19 protein-coding genes are annotated in these 18,127 nt (G+C 59.3%); 12 read left to right on the top strand and 7 right to left on the bottom strand.

Features of this window, described 5'->3' with window-relative positions; translation table 11 throughout:
* Positions 1–172: 172 nt before the first annotated feature.
* Positions 173–1,036 carry a DsbA family protein gene (locus F7R90_RS21830; protein ID WP_192498527.1) on the top strand — a complete coding sequence of 288 codons (864 nt, stop codon included), beginning with the start codon at positions 173–175 and terminating at the stop codon, positions 1,034–1,036.
* Complete coding sequence (locus F7R90_RS21825) at positions 1,033–1,653, top strand: hypothetical protein (RefSeq protein WP_158059699.1); 621 nt, start codon at positions 1,033–1,035, stop codon at positions 1,651–1,653. Before F7R90_RS21830 ends, F7R90_RS21825 begins: the two co-directional genes overlap by 4 nt.
* 31 nt (positions 1,654–1,684) lie before the next feature.
* On the opposite strand, the gene F7R90_RS21820 is transcribed toward F7R90_RS21825, so the two are convergent.
* From F7R90_RS21820 to glmU, 3 genes are all read right to left on the bottom strand, one after another.
* The gene (locus F7R90_RS21820) at positions 1,685–2,059 is read right to left on the bottom strand and encodes a HalOD1 output domain-containing protein (protein WP_158059698.1); all 375 of its coding nucleotides are present in this window, start codon (positions 2,057–2,059) and stop codon (positions 1,685–1,687) included.
* 241 nt (positions 2,060–2,300) lie between these two features.
* On the bottom strand, positions 2,301–2,810 hold the full coding sequence (locus F7R90_RS22455; protein ID WP_192498533.1) for a hypothetical protein: 510 nt from the start codon (positions 2,808–2,810) through the stop codon (positions 2,301–2,303).
* A gap of 11 nt (positions 2,811–2,821) precedes the next feature.
* Positions 2,822–4,003 carry a bifunctional sugar-1-phosphate nucleotidylyltransferase/acetyltransferase gene (glmU, locus tag F7R90_RS21810; protein ID WP_158059697.1) on the bottom strand — a complete coding sequence of 394 codons (1,182 nt, stop codon included), beginning with the start codon at positions 4,001–4,003 and terminating at the stop codon, positions 2,822–2,824.
* A gap of 152 nt (positions 4,004–4,155) precedes the next feature.
* On the opposite strand from glmU, the gene F7R90_RS21805 reads away from it, so the two are divergent.
* Complete coding sequence (locus F7R90_RS21805) at positions 4,156–4,344, top strand: DUF7563 family protein (protein ID WP_158059696.1); 189 nt, start codon at positions 4,156–4,158, stop codon at positions 4,342–4,344.
* A gap of 66 nt (positions 4,345–4,410) precedes the next feature.
* Here the strand turns inward: F7R90_RS21805 and glmM are convergent, their stop codons facing one another.
* On the bottom strand, positions 4,411–5,724 hold the full coding sequence (glmM, locus tag F7R90_RS21800; protein WP_158059695.1) for a phosphoglucosamine mutase: 1,314 nt from the start codon (positions 5,722–5,724) through the stop codon (positions 4,411–4,413).
* A gap of 261 nt (positions 5,725–5,985) precedes the next feature.
* On the opposite strand from glmM, the gene F7R90_RS21795 reads away from it, so the two are divergent.
* From F7R90_RS21795 to F7R90_RS21785, 3 genes are all read left to right on the top strand, one after another.
* Positions 5,986–6,168 carry a hypothetical protein gene (locus tag F7R90_RS21795; RefSeq protein ID WP_158059694.1) on the top strand — a complete coding sequence of 61 codons (183 nt, stop codon included), beginning with the start codon at positions 5,986–5,988 and terminating at the stop codon, positions 6,166–6,168.
* Positions 6,165–6,572: a hypothetical protein gene (locus tag F7R90_RS21790; RefSeq protein WP_158059693.1), complete on the top strand. Its 408-nt coding sequence runs from the start codon at positions 6,165–6,167 to the stop codon at positions 6,570–6,572. The genes F7R90_RS21795 and F7R90_RS21790 overlap by 4 nt, the downstream gene beginning before the upstream one ends.
* Positions 6,573–7,788: 1,216 nt before the next feature.
* Positions 7,789–8,073, top strand: coding sequence for a PadR family transcriptional regulator (locus F7R90_RS21785; RefSeq protein WP_158059692.1), 285 nt, complete (start codon positions 7,789–7,791; stop codon positions 8,071–8,073).
* Between the two features lie 218 nt (positions 8,074–8,291).
* Here F7R90_RS21785 and F7R90_RS21780 read toward each other — a convergent pair whose 3' ends face one another.
* On the bottom strand, positions 8,292–9,947 hold the full coding sequence (locus F7R90_RS21780; protein ID WP_158059717.1) for an alkaline phosphatase family protein: 1,656 nt from the start codon (positions 9,945–9,947) through the stop codon (positions 8,292–8,294).
* Positions 9,948–10,144: 197 nt separating this feature from the next.
* Complete coding sequence (locus tag F7R90_RS21775; RefSeq protein ID WP_158059691.1) at positions 10,145–10,405, bottom strand: hypothetical protein; 261 nt, start codon at positions 10,403–10,405, stop codon at positions 10,145–10,147.
* 342 nt (positions 10,406–10,747) lie between these two features.
* Between F7R90_RS21775 and F7R90_RS21770 the strand changes: the two genes are divergently transcribed.
* From F7R90_RS21770 to F7R90_RS21760, 3 genes are all read left to right on the top strand, one after another.
* Positions 10,748–10,951 carry a hypothetical protein gene (locus F7R90_RS21770; RefSeq protein ID WP_158059690.1) on the top strand — a complete coding sequence of 68 codons (204 nt, stop codon included), beginning with the start codon at positions 10,748–10,750 and terminating at the stop codon, positions 10,949–10,951.
* 257 nt (positions 10,952–11,208) lie between these two features.
* The gene (locus F7R90_RS21765) at positions 11,209–11,406 is read left to right on the top strand and encodes a hypothetical protein (RefSeq protein WP_158059689.1); all 198 of its coding nucleotides are present in this window, start codon (positions 11,209–11,211) and stop codon (positions 11,404–11,406) included.
* A gap of 364 nt (positions 11,407–11,770) precedes the next feature.
* Positions 11,771–13,462 carry an asparagine synthetase B family protein gene (locus F7R90_RS21760; RefSeq protein ID WP_158059688.1) on the top strand — a complete coding sequence of 564 codons (1,692 nt, stop codon included), beginning with the start codon at positions 11,771–11,773 and terminating at the stop codon, positions 13,460–13,462.
* Between the two features lie 152 nt (positions 13,463–13,614).
* Here F7R90_RS21760 and F7R90_RS21755 read toward each other — a convergent pair whose 3' ends face one another.
* Positions 13,615–15,096 (bottom strand): ATPase domain-containing protein, encoded by a 1,482-nt coding sequence (locus F7R90_RS21755; RefSeq protein WP_158059687.1) that lies wholly within the window; start codon positions 15,094–15,096, stop codon positions 13,615–13,617.
* A gap of 176 nt (positions 15,097–15,272) precedes the next feature.
* Between F7R90_RS21755 and F7R90_RS21750 the strand changes: the two genes are divergently transcribed.
* The 3 genes from F7R90_RS21750 (at position 15,273) to F7R90_RS21740 (ending at position 18,119) form a co-directional block, all read left to right on the top strand.
* The gene (locus F7R90_RS21750) at positions 15,273–15,953 is read left to right on the top strand and encodes a helix-turn-helix domain-containing protein (protein ID WP_158059686.1); all 681 of its coding nucleotides are present in this window, start codon (positions 15,273–15,275) and stop codon (positions 15,951–15,953) included.
* A gap of 349 nt (positions 15,954–16,302) precedes the next feature.
* The gene (locus tag F7R90_RS21745) at positions 16,303–17,424 is read left to right on the top strand and encodes a helix-turn-helix transcriptional regulator (RefSeq protein ID WP_158059685.1); all 1,122 of its coding nucleotides are present in this window, start codon (positions 16,303–16,305) and stop codon (positions 17,422–17,424) included.
* Positions 17,425–17,516: 92 nt separating this feature from the next.
* On the top strand, positions 17,517–18,119 hold the full coding sequence (locus tag F7R90_RS21740; protein ID WP_158059684.1) for a response regulator transcription factor: 603 nt from the start codon (positions 17,517–17,519) through the stop codon (positions 18,117–18,119).
* Positions 18,120–18,127: the final 8 nt, after the last annotated feature.

Raw genomic sequence — 18,127 nt, 5'->3', positions numbered from 1 at the left:
GTCCGGGTTCATCGCGCACACGTCGGTCGGTCGGTAACTGTTTTACGAGTGCGATAATGAGGGTCACTGCTCACGTCCTGGAGTTAGCGAGATGATAGTAATGGGGCAACGGGCCGTCTATCCGTGTATAGCAGAGTGTGCTGGGGTTCCACACTCGGGAGATAACCACGATATGAGCGAACGTATTCGCCGCCGACGATTCCTCGCAGCCGTCGCAACCTCCGGAACACTCCTCTCGGGGTGTCTCGGAGGGACCGGCTCACAGCAACGCCCACAGAACGACACGTCTTCGAGTCAGACGACGATTAGTAGCATCGGAACGACTACTGACTCCGAAACGACCACTCGGCAGACGACGACCGAGAGCGAGCAGACGACTACGACAGGGTCGGACGGAGATTGTTCGGATCCGTGCGACGACGATTCGGAGTCTAGCTACTCGCATCCGGAACTCGACCGCCACTATCAGGTCGATTTCGGTCACCCTGCCGCGAAGAACATCGGTCTCGAACCGACCGCCGGAAAGTTCCCGGACCAGACGAAGGCGACTATCGTCGAGTTTCAGGACGCCTCCTGTGCCATCTGCCAGCGGTTCGACGCACAGACGTTCCCGATGCTCTACTCGAACCTCATTCAGACGGGGAAGGTGACCTTCGTTTCTCGCGACTACGCCCACACGCACGACTGGGCCGAGCAAGCCACGCGGGCGCTCAACTCGACGTACGCTCGTCGGCGAAACACCTACTGGAAACTCAAATCGTGGTACTACGCCAACCAAGGAAAGTTCACGACGGACAACATCCTCGACAAGACGTACACGTTCGTCAGCGAGGAGACGCAGGTCAACGCCGACGCAGTCATCCACGACGTCAAAAACGAAGCCTACGACGAGATTTACAAAGCCGACGAACAGGCCCGGAAGAAGGCCAACGTCAACGGAACGCCGGTCTTCTTCCTCTTCAAGGACGGTGAGTTCGTCACGCGATTCACCGGCAATCAGAGTTATAGTGTCTTCAAAAACTCCCTAGGCCTATGAGTGGGATTCGACTTCCGACCAGTACCGACGACTTGCGTCTCATCGCTCGAACGGTCAGACTCGTCGTTACGATACCCGCGTACGCGGCGTTGACCCTGTTCGCCTCGGCGGTTGGACTCTCTGTGTTCGTCCTCTCGCAGAACGTCAACCTCGTCCGAAACGTCGTGCTGAACGGCGCACTCCCCTTGGACGCGCGCCTGACGGTTCTGGTGAACCTGTATCCGTTCGTCGGGACTGCGTTCCGACCGATGACGGAGGTGCTACTCGTCGCTGCAGGCCTACTGACTGGTGTCAACCTCGCTATGCTGACCTACCACCTCAAGCGCGAGCGCGTCTCGGTCAAGAGCGGTTCGGGCAGCATCTTCGGGATGGTCCTCGGCACGCTCGGCGCTGGGTGTGCAGCTTGTGGGTCGGCGCTCATCGCTGGCGTCTTCTCGCTGTTCGGTGCGGCCGGGGCGCTGACTATGCTCCCGCTCGAAGGCGCGGAGTTCACGATTCTGGCACTGCTGATGCTCGTCTTCTCCATCTACTGGCTCGCCGACGGGATGCGCGGCGGCGAAATCGCGGGCTGTCCAGTCGATATTGGCGGCAACAGCGGATTCTCGCGGGCGGACTGAGGAGCCAGCGACCTCTTTTCCTTCTTCGATTTCAGTCGTCGAACGACGGGCGACTTCGTAACTCTCGTAGTCCAGACCACTCTCGCTCCGGCGGGTAGATGACGATGGTTCCGTGGCGGTGGATGGTAATCTCGTGTTCCTCGAAAACGAACGAGAGGCGGCCGCCTTTTCGTGGCGTCCCCGCGTCGTCGGGGACGAAGATCTCGTCGAGAGAGTCGGTGTTCAGCACGGCGTCGAGCGTCGCGAGGTTGTCCCGTTTTTTGTCGGAAATAGCGACGATACTGGCGACGATAGTGTCGGTCAGCGACTCTCCAGACCGCCAGTCGCACTCGACGTGATAGCACCCTGCTCTGTCGTCGAAGTCGATGCGGTCGAACGGCAACTCGTCGTCCGAATTACGTGACATACAGATCAATCGTGTTGCGGAACAGGGATCTCGGATCGCGGTCCGATTCGCAACACGAACACGGGGAACTCCGTCCGAACCTGGGGAGGTCCCGTCTCATTTCATGCGAGGGTAGAGGTGTCGAACTATCGTTCGACCCATGTTCCGTATCGGACGGTGGAACGGAGAGGACAAAGAAGTTGCCCTCGCGGCCATCGAATAGCGTCTCTGGTCCTCCGTCGCGAAGGAAACTCAACAGTCGTTACACCGAGACAGACGTATTCGTCGTGGTCGTCTGAGTCGTCGTTGCGGTGGTCGTCGTCGTCGTTGCGGTGGTCGTAGTCGTGGTTGTGGTAGTCGTAGTCGTCGTTGCGGTGGTCGTAGTCGTGGATGTGGTAGTCGTCGCGGTGGTCGTCTGGGTCGTAGTTGTCGTTCCGCTAGTCGTGGTTCCGGTCGTCGTCCCTGTGGTCGTCGTCGCCGTTCCGTTCGCCGTGGTCGTCCCGTTCGCGGTCGTGGTTCCTGCGGTCGTCGTCGCGGCGGTCGTCTGCTGTTCCGTCGTCTCCTGCTGGGCCTGCGTCGTCGCCTGCGACTGGTCACTCTGGGTGGTCTGCTGGTCGTTCGGTGCCTGCGTCGAGGTCACTGTCGTCGTCGCGTCCGCGGAACTCTGAGAGGGTCCGGTGGTGAACCCGGCACCGCTCAGCGACACTGCGAGTCCCGCAGCGAGGAGTGCGACCCCGGCGAACGCAAGCACTGCGTGCATCGTTTTGCTCATTGATTTACCTCTCAGCGGTCACGCGTGACGACCTCTCCGGGCTTCGTCGTCGCACCTGCGGAGAGTTTCAGTCCTGCGTTCAGACTACTGTTGATGCCGGTCTTTGCCTCGTCACCTGCGACGACGCCGAACTTTCGGCGTCCCGTCGAGATGCGGTCGCCTTTGACTGTGAACTTCACTGCCTCGTCGTCGTGACGGAGGTTGGCGACGTTCGTCCCCGCACCGAAGTTCACGTCACGTCCGAGGACGCTGTCGCCGACGTAACTGAGGTGGCCGACGCTCGCTCCCTCGCTGAGAACGCTGTTCTTGACCTCGACGCTGTGGCCGATTTTCGCGCCTTCGCCGACCAGCGTCGCGCCGCGAATGTAGGCGTTCGGTCCGACGCTCGCGCCCGAGCGAATCAGTGCCGGTCCCTCGACTACGACGCCAGCATCGACCGTCGCGCCTTCTTCGACGACCACGTCACCCCGAAGGTCGGCGTCTTCGTGAACGTTGCCTCGAACGTCGCGTTCGAGTTCGTCGAGCTTCCACTCGTTGGCTTCCAGCAGTTCCCACGGACGCCCCACGTCGAGCCACTTGTCCATCTCGGCGAAACTGACGTCGTACTCGTCTACGACGCGGGCGAGAACGTCCGTAATCTCGTACTCGCCACGCTCGCTCTTGCCGACGTCGAGCCACTCGCGGGCTTCCGCCGGGAAGGCGTAGGCACCGGCGTTGGCGAGGTTCGTCGGTGGGTCGGCCGGTTTTTCTACGATGTCGGTGACCGTTCCGGCCGCCGTGCTGAGAACGCCGTAGTTCGAGGGATTTTCGACGCGAACCGCGCCGATGGCTGGCCCGTCGGCGAACAGTTCGGCGACTGCCTCGGGTTCGTAGAGGTTGTCGCCGTTCAACACCGCGAACGACCCGTCGATGTGTTCTTGGGCGGCCCGCACTGCGTCGGCCGTCCCCGACTGCTCTTTCTGGACGGCGTAGCTGACTGGCACACCGGCGAACTCCGCGCCGAAGTAGTCGCGGACCGCGTCGGCCTCGTAGCCGACGACCAGTATCAGTTCGTCTGCGCCAGCGTCGGCCGCTGCTGTCGCCGTGTGAGCGACGAGCGGCCGGTCGGCGACGGGCAACATCGGTTTCGGGAGCGACGCCGACAAGGGGCGGATACGGGTCCCCTGGCCCGCGGCCAGAATCACTGCTTGCATTAGGAGGCAATTTCGCGCGTAGTGGTTTAATTATCTTGGAATTAAACCCCGCTCGTTCGGCCTGAAACGGCGCGTACAACACTCTACAACTGTTTCGTTCGATGGTTATACGGCCAATAGTAAACCTGCAATCCGTCCATACAACAGATGTCATGAGCAAACCACAGAACGCGTGGGTTCCCGGTAATACGAGTGGTGCAGGCACGAACTGTACGAACTGCGGCGAACACGTCACGCGGCAGTTCGCCCGTGTGTTCGGCGACAACGCCGACATCGTGAAAGCCTGCCCCAACTGCGCAACCTACCGAGAACTGGACACCGCCGATTATCACCGCCAGTAGCTCTTCTGGAGTCTTCAGTTAGATTGACGTCGCGTACACCAGCGGTAGCTCTGTGCGCAACGCTATCTACGTCGCTTTCTCGACGATTTCTGACGCCGCCTCGAACAACTCCTCGGCTTGCAATTCGGTTCGACCCTCCGCTGTCACTCGAATCAACGGCTGGGTACCGCTCGCTCGAACGAGGAACCAGCCGTCGTCGGTCTCCACGCGAACGCCGTCGTCGGTCGTCACGTCTTCGTAGTGGTCTGCGACCTCCGCAGCGATGCGCTCCATCGCTGCTTCCTTCTCGTCGGTGCGAACGTTCGTCCGCTCGATTGGGTAGGTCGGAATCTCGCCGACGAGGTCAGCGAGTGGGCCGCGTTCGGTCACCAGCTCGGCGAGCTTACACGCCGCGAGCGGACCGTCGGGACAGAGAATCTCTTCGGGCCAAATCCACGCACCGCTCTCCTCGCCACCGAAGGTGACGTTCGGCTCTGCTGCTCGCTCCGCGACGAACACGTCGCCGACTTTGGTTCGAGTGAGTGACGCGCCGACTTCGGCGAGCGCGTCGTCCACCGCGAGACTGACGTTGAGTGGTGCCGCCGCGAGGTCGCCTTCGCTAGCAGTTTCCCGTGCGAACAGTGCCAACAGCACGTCACCGGACACGAACTCTCCGTCGGCGGTGACAGCCTGCATTCGGTCGGCGTCTCCGTCGTGGGCGATACCGAGGTCGGCGTCGGTCGCCGCGACGGTCTGCCAGAGTCGCGTGCAGGCTTCTTCGGTCGGTTCGCTCGGTCGAGCGGGGAAACTGCCGTCTGGCTGGGCGTTCAGCGTTGTCACGGTACACCCCTGTCGCTGGAGTGCTTCGGCGGTGACGCCGCCAGCACCGTTGCCCACGTCCACGACGACGGTGAGGTCGTCCTCGATGTCTACCGCTTCGTCGAGGGCCGTGGCGTGGTACTCGTCGGCTTCCTCCCAACGGCGCTGGCCGCCCAATCCGTCCCACGGCCGCAAGTCGGCGTCTTCTTCGCGCACGCGTTCGGCGATGGTCTCGCGCTGAGCAGTGTCGAACGCCTGCCCGGAGGGGTTCCACAGCTTGAGTCCGTTGTCCTTCGCGGGGTTGTGACTCGCCGTGACCGAGACCCCAGCGTCGGCGTCTTGCCAGCCGACGCTCCGAGCGACGGTCGGCGTCGCGGCCTGTCCAAGTCGGACCACGTCCGCACCACATTCTCGAAGCCCCGCAGAAACGGCGTCAGATAGCATCTCACCGCTCTCGCGCGGGTCGCGGCCGACGACGACTTTCTCGTAGCCTTCACTTGCCAGTGCGCGGCCGACTGCGAGCGCGAGGTCGCAGGTCACTACGTCACCCACCTCTCCACGGATGCCGCTCGTTCCGAACATGAGAGAATTATACACTACGCCGAACCTTAATATAGAGGGTCTAACTACCCCGTCTAGAACGGAAAATTTGGATAGTTGATGGCTTTGGACGGTCGCGTTCTCGGCGCTCTTTCCCCCTTCGCTCGCCTGCGCTCCCGCAGGAATTAAGACTAATCGGTGGAGAATAGTCACTACAGACGAAACGCACTGCTATCGAGAACACAACTCGCTGAGAAACCGGGGCCTGAACAATTCTGGTTTCTCGCGGGAGGATGAAATAGATTGCCCTTCGGAGAGTGGCAACGCTATCCCTCGCGTGGCGTCTTCGGGCGTCGGCCATCGAGAGTGACGACCACGATGTACGACACGACCACGATTGACAGCACAGCACTGAACCGCGAACCGCGGACTGGCAAACAGGGAGATGACGAATTGGATGCGCCGAGCGGAGGTGTCTGGCGATGACGCATCCGAACAGACCGGACGAACCGCTTGGTCCGTCTCGCGAGCGACTGAAATTCCGAGAAGAGTTGGACGTTCCGGATGAGGTCTGGGAGTGTTTAGACGAGGAAGGTGTGAGTGCTCGTAGCGTTCTGAATCTCTTCCGCCTCCACTCCGAACACGAGCAAGCGTATCGGTCACTACTTCATTGGATTCGGTCTGGAGGCCGAACTCGACTCGAATTGTTGCGTCGGCTGGTGGAGCGACGACACGGCGTCGGATATGATACTCTTGCGGAAGAACTCGAACTAAGCAAGCGCCGGGTCAAGGGGTTCGTTGGCGACCTCCGAGACAAAGAAATCGTAGAGACGCCGGGACGACCTGCTCTCGTTCAGTTCACCAGCACAGAAATGCACCTTTCTCGCTAGCGATGTGGCGATGATGTTCTGACGTTTCTACCTAGCTAATCGCCAGAGGGAAAGCTTTCGTGAAGGGGTGTCTTCACGATAGCCACCCGTTATGGTACTGCTTGTTCTGTGTGTCTCGATTGGATACGTCTGTATCTAACCGATAGCGGTGGTTCTCTGTCCGTTTTCCTGTCCTTCCCCGTTTATAGAAGTGATCTCTAGTACAATTATTTTTTACTGACATTAATAAAATGGTTATTTTGTTAGAGGGTAGTAGAGTAGTTATATAGTGTTATAGTAGCTTTATTTATCTCTAACGCCTAATTTACAGCTTCAGCAACGACCGAACAGTCGTTCGCCTAGCGGGGTTTACCAACTACGGGGGGCTATTGTGCACCACGTGGTGCACAGAAGCTCCCCGTCCTGCGATTAGTATCTCCGATTCCGGAAGGAACCGAGAACAGCGACCGCGGAATCACCTGCATGGGTGGCTATCGTGAAGACACCCCTTCACGAAAGACCGCCGTCTTGCGATTAGAAGCGACGACCACTCTTCGGAAACTCCCTCCGGACTACCCGTGACAGTTCCAGAAGACGCCACACGGGTACTTTTGTGCATAGTAGTGTGCACAAAAGCGTCCCTTCTTGCGATTAGTATCCCTAACTGTCTCCCTCTCCTTTCTCCCCTCCGCACCTCCCCTCTTTCCTCACCCTCGACCGCGCCGCGGCCACCCCGCGGCGGTGCCGCGACCGCGTTCGGCTGTGTCACGGGCCGAAACCCGCCGCTAGGCGGGTGCGCAAAAATTTTGGAGAGCGAACCTGCCAACGTGGTCACCGACTGTCCGACGAGTCTCGTATCACTTCCACCAAGCTGTAAACAGTCTCTCGGCAGTGGCTTCGACCGTCTCGACTACATCGACCACGATGACTCGCGTTCGCAGGCCATAGCTCTCGCTCACGGTCGTAGGTTCAGGAAGCAAGTTGTGTCGCCACCGAGCTGGGTTGGCAGGTGGGTGGGTGGGGGATGAGGGGAGTATGGGTTAGTCGCGTGGCGACACATGACTACGTATGACGTACAGCCTTCTTATTATATGGCTCCTAAACCCCGCTTAGAGGCGGTTTTTCGAGGTTGACCGGAGAATAACCTGTTCCGCGAGAAGCTTACAGAACCGCTATTTTCCACAACGGTCTCCGGGTCATATATACACGACTCTCCAAGTTGTCGGTAGGGGTTTCGATGCACGACTATACTGGCTTCCAGCGCGACCTGTTGTTCGTCCTCAACGGACTCGAGGACCCGAACGGACAGGACATCAAACAAGAACTTGAACGCTCACAGAACCGTAGCATCCAACACGGTAGACTGTACACTAACCTCAACACGCTGGTCGAAGAAGGCTTCATCAAGAAGGGCAAGCACGACGGCAGAACGAATCGTTACGAGTTGACCGACCAGGGACGAAAAGTGCTGCAAGACCGCTGGCACTGGCAGTCCGAGTACATGCCGAAAGAGAGTGCATAGCGTACAGAACTACCGTATCGACTGACCGATTCTCACCCGTCCGGACGACGATTCTTCTCCGCGACGTAACCGACGTACCCGACGTACCTAGTCGCACAGTCCGGCCCGCATCGACGCGACGAGCGGCGACACTCTGCTGAGAGGAGACGCTAAGACATCCAGAGAACGAAGAGATAGAGCAGAACAGGAGAAATAGAGCCGCCGACAAACAGTGGGCGCTAGTCGAGATATCCGAGGTCGGCGAGTCTGTCTTCGACGCCTTGCCCGGCTTTCGTCTCGGGCGTCGCGCCCGTCGAGTTGTACTCGCGGTAGGCGTGGGCACCGGCGTCCTCGACCAGCGGAATCGCCTCGCCGTCCATTCGGTCGCTGTATGGGACGCTCATCGCCGAGAGTACGGTGGGTGCCACGTCGTACAGATGCGGATGCTCGGGCATTCCTTCGGGGTCGATGGCGTCGCCGGTCGCCGCGATGACGCCGTCGCGCTTGTGGTTCCAGATGTCCGTCTTCACGAACTGCTCGCCGAGCAGTTGGTCCGACAGGAAGTGGCGGAACTCGTTAGGGACGATGACGATGTCGGGAGCGTCCTCCTCGTACGGCCCGTCGAAGTACTCTTCGCGCGGTGCGACTTCCGCGAACATCGGTTCGCCGTCGGGAGTCTCGACCCGTCGGAGCTTCTGAATGAGTTCGGCGCGAAGGTCGTCGTACTCACTTTCCGGGACGACACCGTTCGGTTCGCGGCCCGCGAGGTTGATGCGAATGCCGAGTTCGGTCCGCGAGCGCAAGTACGCCTGCGAATTCTGGAAGTCAACCTGCTTGTTCCCGGTTCGAGTGACGTTCTTGGGCGCGTATCGCTTCGCCACTTCTGCGAGGTTCACCTTCTCCAGCATCTGGCGGATGCGACTCGCTGTGACGCCGAACTCCGCGGCCTTCGCGGCCATCTGTTCGGCCATCGACGGCTCCCACGACTCCACGTCTTCGCCGTCTTTCAGGTCGTCGCGGATGGGACCCCACCCGGGCATCCCTTTGCCACCCATGGTCTCCTCGACGTAGCCCTCTTGTTTGAGGAACTCGTTGACGCGGAACTCGTACTCTTCGTAGTGGCCCATCCCGTGGTCGCTGACCAGAACGACGTTATCGGGGTCACAATGCTCCAAGACCTTCCCGATTTGGCGGTCGGTCTCGTCGTAGACTGCATCGACCATCTTCTCGTCGCCTTCGAACTCGTGGAAGACGGTGTCGGTCCGCTGGAACTGGAGGAAGCCGAAGTCGGGTTCGTGTTCCTCGACGAGATAGCGGAACGCTTCGCCGCGCATTCGAGCGAGATTTCGGTACTCGCGCTTCTTGTCCAGCTTCGTCACTTCGCCGTCGTCTCGCGAGTAGCTCGGATAGACGCGGTACTCGCCGACTGCGTCGCGGACGTCTTCGAGCGTGCCGCGTGGGTAGCAGGTCGGATTCTCCGGGCCAATGAAGCCGGGGACGATGGCACCGTCGATTTCGTCCGGCGGGTGGGTCACCGGCGCGTTGAGGACGACGCTGCTGTAGCCCTGTTCGTCGAGGACGTTCCAGATGGCGTGTTCGTTGACGTTGTCGCCGGTGACGACCGACCAGTCGTAGCCGTCGTAATCGACGAACCCGAACGCACCGTGCTTGGCCGGATTGACTCCAGTGTAGATAGAGGGCCACGCACTCGGTGTCCACGGTGGAATTTGGGACTGGAGCGGGGCTTCCGCGCCTTCGCTTTCAGCTTGGTCGCTGTCGCTCTCGTCGCTTCCCTTCCCGCGAATAGCGTCGATGTTCGGGATGACTCCGTCCTCAGAGAGTCGCTCGAACACGGGCAGACAGCCCGCGTCGATGCCGATAACCAGCATCTCCATGCCGTCGTCACCGCTCACGGCGACTCACCTCTCGTCGTTCGCCCCGTTCGACTGCCGTTACTCGTACACATTACGTAGAGCAACGGCTTCGACGCATTTGTTTATGAGTCGGATAAGCGTTTGTTCCGACTGCGACCGCTGAAAAAGGGACCGCAAAGAGCGTTCTACCCCGCTCGTTACGCGGACGCGTCTACTCGTTACGTGGACGCGTTGGTACTGGTGGTGTTCGTCGATTCCGTGGTAGAGTTCATCGATTCCGTCGTGGTGTCGTCCATCTCGCCTGCATCTTCGTCCATTCCACTGTCGGCGTTGGATCTGGACCTGTCGCCGCCCATGTCTCGACTACTTGTTCCCGCGCTACTATTTGCCGGAGCTTCGCCCCCGCCACCAGAGCCGGCACAGCCAGCGAACACTAGCATCAGAGCCATAACGCCGGTAGCTACCTTGAGTCGGGTCATGGTCTATCTTCCACACGTTCGGATAGTGCGGTTGATACATATGCCGAAATTACCGTTTTCGCGGCTCATAGCCTTAGAGAAGCCAAAATTAATTATATTTGTAATGGGGGAATGGACCACGTCCCGAAACTGTGTGTGAACTGAATATATCTAGAAGACGCCAAACTTGGCTATTTTTCAGCCGCTTTCTTTCTCACCGATAGCTGTGGCAAGCAATGGCTAGTCTCGATGACGACAGTCTCTCAGCGTGTTATTTGACACTCTTTAAGCGTGAAACGGATGGAACGGTTGGGAACGTTTACTCCTTTTTTCCCTTTGACGATGTAGAAGATTCATATAGTCATGAGCCTCGCTGACAGCATATCGAAAGAAGTTACGGCGGAAAGTTATCAGCCGACCAACGAAGACTTCCAAGCGGCGCTGGAAGAACTGCTTCGCGCGGCGGACAGTCACGACGTCGAACTCGAACGAGCGTACGACTTCCGAACTGATGGGAACCAGCCGGACTGGATGGTAGACATCTCCCGTCTGAAGAAGCGTCGTTGATTTCGCGGAGACGGAGTTTCGAGACGGCGGAGGCTCGTTTGCGTCGGCTACGGTTCCCGCCCGCCCGGCCACCAGTATTTAATAGCTGGATATACGAAAGGAAACGCTTTGCTGGGTATGGGTTGATTTTGACGTATGGTTCAGCTACTGTGGCGTCCGAGCAGTCGGTCCCGTTTGGGGTCAGGTTCGGACGTCGGCGACTCTGTGGTTCCACTCCGCGAATATCCCGAACTCACGCGAACGCGGGCAACTTGAACATGGAAGAGCGCGACGAACAGGGAAACGAGGAACCGATGACTCCGACGGAGTTTCGAACCGAACTGGCGGACTTGCTTCGACGTGGCTCTCAAGGCGAAATCTCGTTCGACCGTGCGTGGACGTTTCGGGACAGTCAGATGGACATTCCCGATTGGATGGTCGAAATAACTGAACTTCAGAAGTGCGACGACGATTAACTGTTTTCCCGCGCTTACCGCCCGACAACCGATTATACAGTCGATAATAAAGTGTCGAGTCGCCGTCAACCACTATCGACAGCAATGATGGGCGTCTGCGGTGTCGTCGGTACAACGGACCTACGACCAGCAGCAGGCGCTAACACACTCGCCCGCCGTGAGTTCGACGCTACTAATACGCCAGCGGAGGAGGTTGAAGCATCGACTCACGTGATAGTACAGATTGTCGAGTACATCCCTCTATGACTGATAGTCGGGGATTCCTGTTTACAGCAAGATGAGCCGTGTCGGCCGATATGAACTCGTACGAACGTCCGAGAACGCCACCAGCGAGTAGCGTCCTCGCTCGGGAGCAGGTGCAACGATGAACAAGGAGATATTCGGCGTCTTTGGTGACACAGATTTATCGGAAATTCGGACAGAACGGGCATTCGACGCCGTCGTCTCCGGCCCTTCGATGACCGTCGCCGTCCGTGACCCAGCACTCGGTATTCCGGGTCGGAGCGCGGTCTACGAAGACGAGCGCGGGTGTTGTCTCGTCTGGGGCGAGGCGTTCTCCGCGGCTGATGGTGTCGCGGACACTGCCGAGTGGTTCTTCGAGCGATACGCGCAGGACGGTCGAGCAGCATTCTCGGAACTGAACGGGTCGTACTTGGCGTGCGTGGACTACGAGGGCGACGCCGTCGTCGCTACTGACCCGATTCGCTCTTGGGAGTGCTTCTACACCGACGCCACCGGCGTCCGAACGTTCGGCTCGGACATCGGTTCGCTCCGGTCGATACTCGACGAGCCATCGGTGGACCGGCACGCACTGCTCGAATTTCTCCACCTCGGGACGGTACTCGGGGAGCGAACTGTCTTCGACCAGATTCGCCGCGTACCGTTCGACGGCTATCTCACTCCGGCAGAGACGGCCGAACTCGACCGGTTCGTCTACGACCCGTGCGACGCCGACGAATTCGACCACGTCGGCGAACTCGCCGACCGACTTCGGAGTGCCATCGCCCGCCGTTCGCACTACCCCGGAACGAAGGGGCTGTTGCTGTCTGCGGGTCAGGACTCTCGGACGCTGCTCTCCCAAATTCCGGACATCGAGCGGTGCTACACCCTCGGCCGCGCCGGTTCACAGGAGGTAGATGTCGCCGAGCGGTTGGCCGAGCAGTACGGCTCGGACCACGAGATACTGGAACCGTGCCGCCGGTATCTGTTCGCCGCGGGCGAGAAAGTCCGGTACTCCCAGGGCATCAAAGAGTCGCTGCACATCCACCACGCCGCCTACGACGTGGACATCGAACTCGATACGATGTACCACGGATTACTGTACGACACGCTGTTCAAGGGATATTTCCTGCAAGAGGAGACGCTCGACGTTCTCGGATTAGAGATTCCACTCAAGCGCCTCGACGACAACCCTCGACCCATCGATTCGCTGTTGGACACGCTCGGTTTCCTCCCCGACGGGAGCGACCGACTCGCTGACTGCGTGACGCCAGCGCTCGACAGTCTCGGCTTCGACGCGGACCTCGAAATCGCCGACCCCGAAGCGTTCCTCGAAGACAGCCTCCGGTCGGAGCTTCGTAGGTGTTGGTCGCGCGCGGACTCGGTCCACAACCTGATGGACGTACTCATCATTCGAAACCAGCCTGCGCTTCCGTTCCGCGTCCACCTCGCGGACAACTACCTCGAAGCGTTCGTCACCATCGACAGCGAGTTGCTGGACTGGCACCTTCGAACGCCGCCGGAACTGCGGAACCGCGACACCGTTCGAGCGGCTATCCGCCGACTCGACGACGACATCTACCGACACCGGCCGCCGGACAAACCGTACGATTCCCACCATCTCAACCAAATCGAGCGGTTCGCCCGCCGGAAACTGCCGTTCTTCGACAGCTTCGACCCGGCGTGGCCCGACCGCCGGAAGATGTTCCACCAGAGCGAGATGGGCGAGCGACTGTTCCCCGACGCCACGACCGTCCAAGACCTCCCACCACGTCAGCAACTCCGGGTCAACGACCTTCGCTGGTGGTTCGGCGAGCCACGAGAAAAACCGACGTGACTCACCCGTACGCCGAAATATCGGTCACCACTCGGGACGAGCCGGTCGAACTCCCACGCGCGTAGAAATTTACTCCTTGTCGAAGCTACCCCCTGTCGAAGAACTCTACTCCTCGCCGAAGACCCTCTGTACCCCTCACCGAAGACCCGTCTTTACTCCTCGTCGATGAACTTCTGTTCGGCGTCGGTCTCGCCGACCCACTTCGGCGTTCCGCTGAGAACGCCTTGAAGCTCTGTCAACGGCTCCCCGGCCGTGAGACCGTGTTCGGTAATCTCGAACTCTCGTAGGGTGCGCTCGAAGTCGCTGGTCCGCTTTTTCAGCACGCCGATGGCTTTCCGAAGTTCACCTTGCACTTCCATGTGCCGAAGGACGACGATGTTGTCCGCGAGGTAGCTGATGCCGGAGTCGGTCGCACGGAACTCGCCCGTGACGCCCGCCGTTTCGTCCACCAGGATGACGGTGACGCCCATATTCTTCAGGTAGCGACCGAGCAAGTGCAGTTTCCGGACGAGGTTGTCCTCCTCGCCGCGGAGCGCAAGCTTGTAGCCGTCGATGCCGTCCAGCATCACGATGTCGGTATCGTTCTCCTCGACTTCGCTCTTGACCATCTGGGCGAACTCCTCCGCAGAGTGGTTCAGCGGTTCGACCTCCTGTACGGAGAGCACCTCTTGGCCCAACATCTCTTCGACGGGAATGTTGACGGCTTCGCTGCGTTCGAGGAACGTCGGTTTCGTCTCCTCGAACATGTACATCACCGACCGCTCCCCACGTCCAGCCGCTTCCTTCACGAACTGCGACCCGGTGGTCGTCTTTCCGACACCGGTCGGTCCGCTGATGATGGTGATGGTTCCGCGCTCTAACCCGCCACCGAGCAGGTCGTCTATCTGTGGAACGCCCGACGACAGCGGCTCTGAGACGAACTCGCTGTCGTGTTTTTCGGGTTGTATCTCGGGATACACTCGAATGCCGTCGTCGCCGATGGACAGCGAGTGGGTCCCGCTCTGCGTTCCAGAGCCACGGAACTTGGGCACCGAAATCGTTCGGCCACTGCTGTCGCGCGCGAGTTCTATCATACCGTCGCTGAGGAACTGGAGGTCTTCGTCCGACGACTCGCTCGTGTTCTGGGAGGTGAACAGCACCGTCGCCCCTCGCTCGCGGAGATACTGCATGAACGAGATGACCTGCTTGCGGAACTGGTACTCGTCGGCCGTGAGATACCGTAACTTCGTCAGCGGGTCGATGAACACTCGGTCGGGCGAGAGCGCTTCGACGCGGTCGGTAATCTTGGTGGTCAGTGGGTCCTGTTCGACTTCGTCGGGAGCGAAGATGTCGTAGGACTGGTCTTGCGAGAACACCTGTGACTCGGGAGAGAGGTCTAAAAACTCGACGTCGCCGATATCGATGCCGACGGAAGCGGCGTTGGTTCTGATGTCTTCCTCCGTCTCTTCGAGGTTGACGTAGAGCGCGGTCTCGTCTTCGCGCTTCGCGGTCAGAAAGTTCAGACCGAGGATGGTCTTGCCAGTTCCAGGGTCGCCCCGAACGAGATAACTCCTGTTCGGGACGAGACCACCTTGGAGGATATCGTCCAACCCTTCCGTACCGGTCGAGATTCGCTCTGGGAAACGCCCGCTCATGCTACGGAACTTACGTATCGACCCATCAGACGGTTCGATAATAAAACCCCAAGGTGTATCGCTCCACTACGAAGTGTACTCGAAATTTTATAACACCGGCCTAAGTTCAGCTCAACGTAGAACAAACGACGAAACGAAACCTAACCTTATCTACTTTAGTATCGTACACTTCACTAATGAGCATCCTAGCCGAGTTCAGTGTCCCAGCGGAGAAGTTCCTGCTCGGCACAGCACTGAAGACCGTCCCAGAGGTCGGAATCGAAGTCGAACGCGTCGTCGCCGACGAGCGAGAAATCACGCCGTACTTCTGGGCAGTTGGAACGAACTTCGAGGCGTTCGAAGCAGCGATGGAGACCGACTCAACGGTCGATAGCATCGGTACGCTCGAAGAACACGACGACAAGCGCTTCTATCGGGCGTCGTGGAACGACAACAACAGCGGCATCTCGTTCGCCATCTCCGAGACGGAGGCGACGATTCTCACCGCCCAAGGGACCGCAGACGGGTGGGAACTTCGTGCGTTGTTCCCCGAAGAAGAGTCGCTCTCGAAGTTCCACGACTTCTGTGCGACCTACGGTCTCGAATTCGACCTCTCACGGCTCTACGAGTCTCGCAATCCCGAAGCAGTCGGGAAGTACGACGTCACCGAGAAACAGCACGAAGCCCTGACTGTGGCAGCAGAATCCCAGTACTTCTCGGTCCCGCGTGGAGTCACGCTCGAAGAACTCGCCAACGACCTCGACATCTCCCCGAACGCACTCTCGACCCGTCTCCGCCGGGGACACAACAACCTCATCGAGAACACGCTCCTCCACAAGACGGCCAAAAATGGAAATTCACTAGCAAATAGTGACTGACCACTCTATTAATTGAGATTCAGACGGTTCGGCCGTGTATTTATAATAGCCGTGAGTGATACTGCCTCGCTTTTATATGCCCCCGGTCTCTTTTTCCTACTGAAAGTCTCTCGGAGAAAGTACGTTTGAGGATGGTGCCAAATCACGTTGCGGATGGAAGGGTGCGTCGTGACGGTACGGAGGCGGTCGGAGTGACCCGGCAACGCCACGCTACCTCGCGACGATTAAACACATACTGACTGCCCTCCCGAAACAGCAATAGATTAATACTCGCGATGGATATATATCCTACTACTCGGCACCATCTTTCAAAATTGGGGAAACAACTGGCGATACTGCACAACAACGAATGAACATCGATACATCGGACAGGAGGCAACTCGAACGTGCTTCGAACGTACTCCTGCTAGCACCGTTGACGCCGACTGGTAATCGGGCGTGTTTAGAGCTACTGACAGCGACGACGCCGCCGGAGCAGACGAACGTCGCCGCAGTGACGTACACGCCACCGCCGGAGACGTGGATATCGGACTGGAACGCACATATGGAGACGCTTCCTGCCGAGTTGGCGTTCATCCACGCGAACAAGGTTCAGACGGACGCAGACGAGACGAACACTGAAGCGTTACCACCCGACACGACCGTCGCACGAGTCGATCCGAACCAGCCGATGGACATCATCGCACCGCTGAGCGAACAGCTTACGCGGTGGCAGACGAACGACGATCAGGCTGTCATTTCCGTCCAGACCTTGTCTATCCTGCTGGAGTACGTCGATTTCGACACTGCGTTCCGCTACTTGCACATCCTCACTCACCGTGTGCAGTCTGCGGACGCAGTCGGCTACTACCACATGGACCCGGACATCCACGACGCCGAGACCGTCAACACGCTGAAGACGCTGTTCGACGCCGTCGTCGAAGTGTCCGCCGACGAGGACGAGTGGTCGGTCAAAGAGACGTACGGCGACCGAAGTGCGACGAGCGACCACGCCCAATCGCACGAGACAGAAACGGCTGGGGACGATTCGGACGGTGGGCTGTTTTCCGCGGTTCGAAACTCACTGACAGGGCTGTTCTCCAGTTCTTCGGAGTCAGACGACGCGAACACCGCCGAGACGGCCGGCGACGAATCCGACTCAACGGTCGGGTCGCCGCCGACGAACGCCCCAGCGGCTGGAAACGACGACGTTTCGGGTCCCGACAGTGAGTTCAGCGACCTCCCGGAGGACGCGATGCTCACCGACGAGGACCGCATCCGGGAACTACTCACGCAGTACGGTGGCCGGATGAAACAGACCGACGTTACCGACGAGACCGACTGGTCGAAATCGACGGTCAGTCGGAAGCTCTCGAAGATGGAGGACAAGGGTCTCATCACCCGCGTTCAAGTCGGTCGGGGCAACCTCGTCTTCTTGAGTGGCTACGAACCGGAATCGACTAAATCGCCGTTCGAAAAGGAGCTGGACTGACTGATGAGGCCAAATGACAAACGAATGGACGCCTGTTCGTCGCGAGAGTTGGCGAGCGGAGGACAACGAAACACAGTCGCTGGAGTCCCACAATGAGTGAATCAGTGCAAAGCGGAGGAGAAATCGGAGCGGAGTCCGACGAACCGACGGTGCTCATCGTTGACGACGAGCAACCGATAACGGACGCGTACGCACAGTGGTTAGAGAACGACTACGAGGTTCGGACTGCCTACAGCGGTTCCGAAGCACTCGACGAACTCGACGACACCGTGGACGTCGTGTTGCTAGACAGGCGGATGCCCGACCTCTCCGGTGAGGACGTACTCACCGAGATACACGAGCAAGACCTCGGCTGTCGCGTCGCGCTCGTCTCGGCAGTCGAACCCGACTTCGACATCCTCGAACTCGGTTTCGACGCCTACCTCGAAAAACCCGTCTCGGAAGCCGACGAGCTTCGCGAGACGGTCGAGACGCTACTCCGCCGAACGACGTACGACTCCCAGATGCAGCAGTTCCTCTCGCTCGCGACCAAGAAGGCGGCCCTCGAAGCGAAGAAGAGTCGTGAGGACTTGGAAGCCAACGAGGAGTACGCGAAACTACAGTCGCAGTTGGCGGAACTCAGAGAACACTTGTCGAGTACAGCGACTGGCCTCGACGACGAGGACCTCCGGGCGGAGTTCCACGAAGGACGGTAACGCTCACT

It is taken from the genome of Halorussus halophilus, assembly GCF_008831545.1.
GTDB classification, from domain to species: Archaea; Halobacteriota; Halobacteria; order Halobacteriales; family Haladaptataceae; genus Halorussus; species Halorussus halophilus.
The sequence above is the reverse complement of the archived record's forward strand: the minus strand, read 5'-3'. Positions and strand labels throughout refer to the sequence as shown.

Bases quoted from the DNA above. Each gene is read 5' to 3' on its own strand.
- F7R90_RS21775 (WP_158059691.1), bottom strand. From the start codon at position 10,405: ATGACCCGACTCAAGGTAGCTACCGGCGTTATGGCTCTGATGCTAGTG.
- F7R90_RS21805 (WP_158059696.1), top strand. From the start codon at position 4,156: ATGAGCAAACCACAGAACGCGTGGGTTCCCGGTAATACGAGTGGTGCA.
- F7R90_RS21820 (WP_158059698.1), bottom strand. From the start codon at position 2,059: ATGTCACGTAATTCGGACGACGAGTTGCCGTTCGACCGCATCGACTTC.
- F7R90_RS21830 (WP_192498527.1), top strand. From the start codon at position 173: ATGAGCGAACGTATTCGCCGCCGACGATTCCTCGCAGCCGTCGCAACC.
- F7R90_RS22455 (WP_192498533.1), bottom strand. From the start codon at position 2,810: ATGAGCAAAACGATGCACGCAGTGCTTGCGTTCGCCGGGGTCGCACTC.
- F7R90_RS21825 (WP_158059699.1), top strand. From the start codon at position 1,033: ATGAGTGGGATTCGACTTCCGACCAGTACCGACGACTTGCGTCTCATC.
- F7R90_RS21745 (WP_158059685.1), top strand. From the start codon at position 16,303: ATGAACATCGATACATCGGACAGGAGGCAACTCGAACGTGCTTCGAAC.
- F7R90_RS21785 (WP_158059692.1), top strand. From the start codon at position 7,789: ATGCACGACTATACTGGCTTCCAGCGCGACCTGTTGTTCGTCCTCAAC.
- F7R90_RS21750 (WP_158059686.1), top strand. From the start codon at position 15,273: ATGAGCATCCTAGCCGAGTTCAGTGTCCCAGCGGAGAAGTTCCTGCTC.
- glmU (WP_158059697.1), bottom strand. From the start codon at position 4,003: ATGCAAGCAGTGATTCTGGCCGCGGGCCAGGGGACCCGTATCCGCCCC.
- F7R90_RS21755 (WP_158059687.1), bottom strand. From the start codon at position 15,096: ATGAGCGGGCGTTTCCCAGAGCGAATCTCGACCGGTACGGAAGGGTTG.
- glmM (WP_158059695.1), bottom strand. From the start codon at position 5,724: ATGTTCGGAACGAGCGGCATCCGTGGAGAGGTGGGTGACGTAGTGACC.
- F7R90_RS21740 (WP_158059684.1), top strand. From the start codon at position 17,517: ATGAGTGAATCAGTGCAAAGCGGAGGAGAAATCGGAGCGGAGTCCGAC.
- F7R90_RS21790 (WP_158059693.1), top strand. From the start codon at position 6,165: ATGACGCATCCGAACAGACCGGACGAACCGCTTGGTCCGTCTCGCGAG.
- F7R90_RS21760 (WP_158059688.1), top strand. From the start codon at position 11,771: ATGAACAAGGAGATATTCGGCGTCTTTGGTGACACAGATTTATCGGAA.
- F7R90_RS21765 (WP_158059689.1), top strand. From the start codon at position 11,209: ATGGAAGAGCGCGACGAACAGGGAAACGAGGAACCGATGACTCCGACG.
- F7R90_RS21780 (WP_158059717.1), bottom strand. From the start codon at position 9,947: ATGGAGATGCTGGTTATCGGCATCGACGCGGGCTGTCTGCCCGTGTTC.
- F7R90_RS21770 (WP_158059690.1), top strand. From the start codon at position 10,748: ATGAGCCTCGCTGACAGCATATCGAAAGAAGTTACGGCGGAAAGTTAT.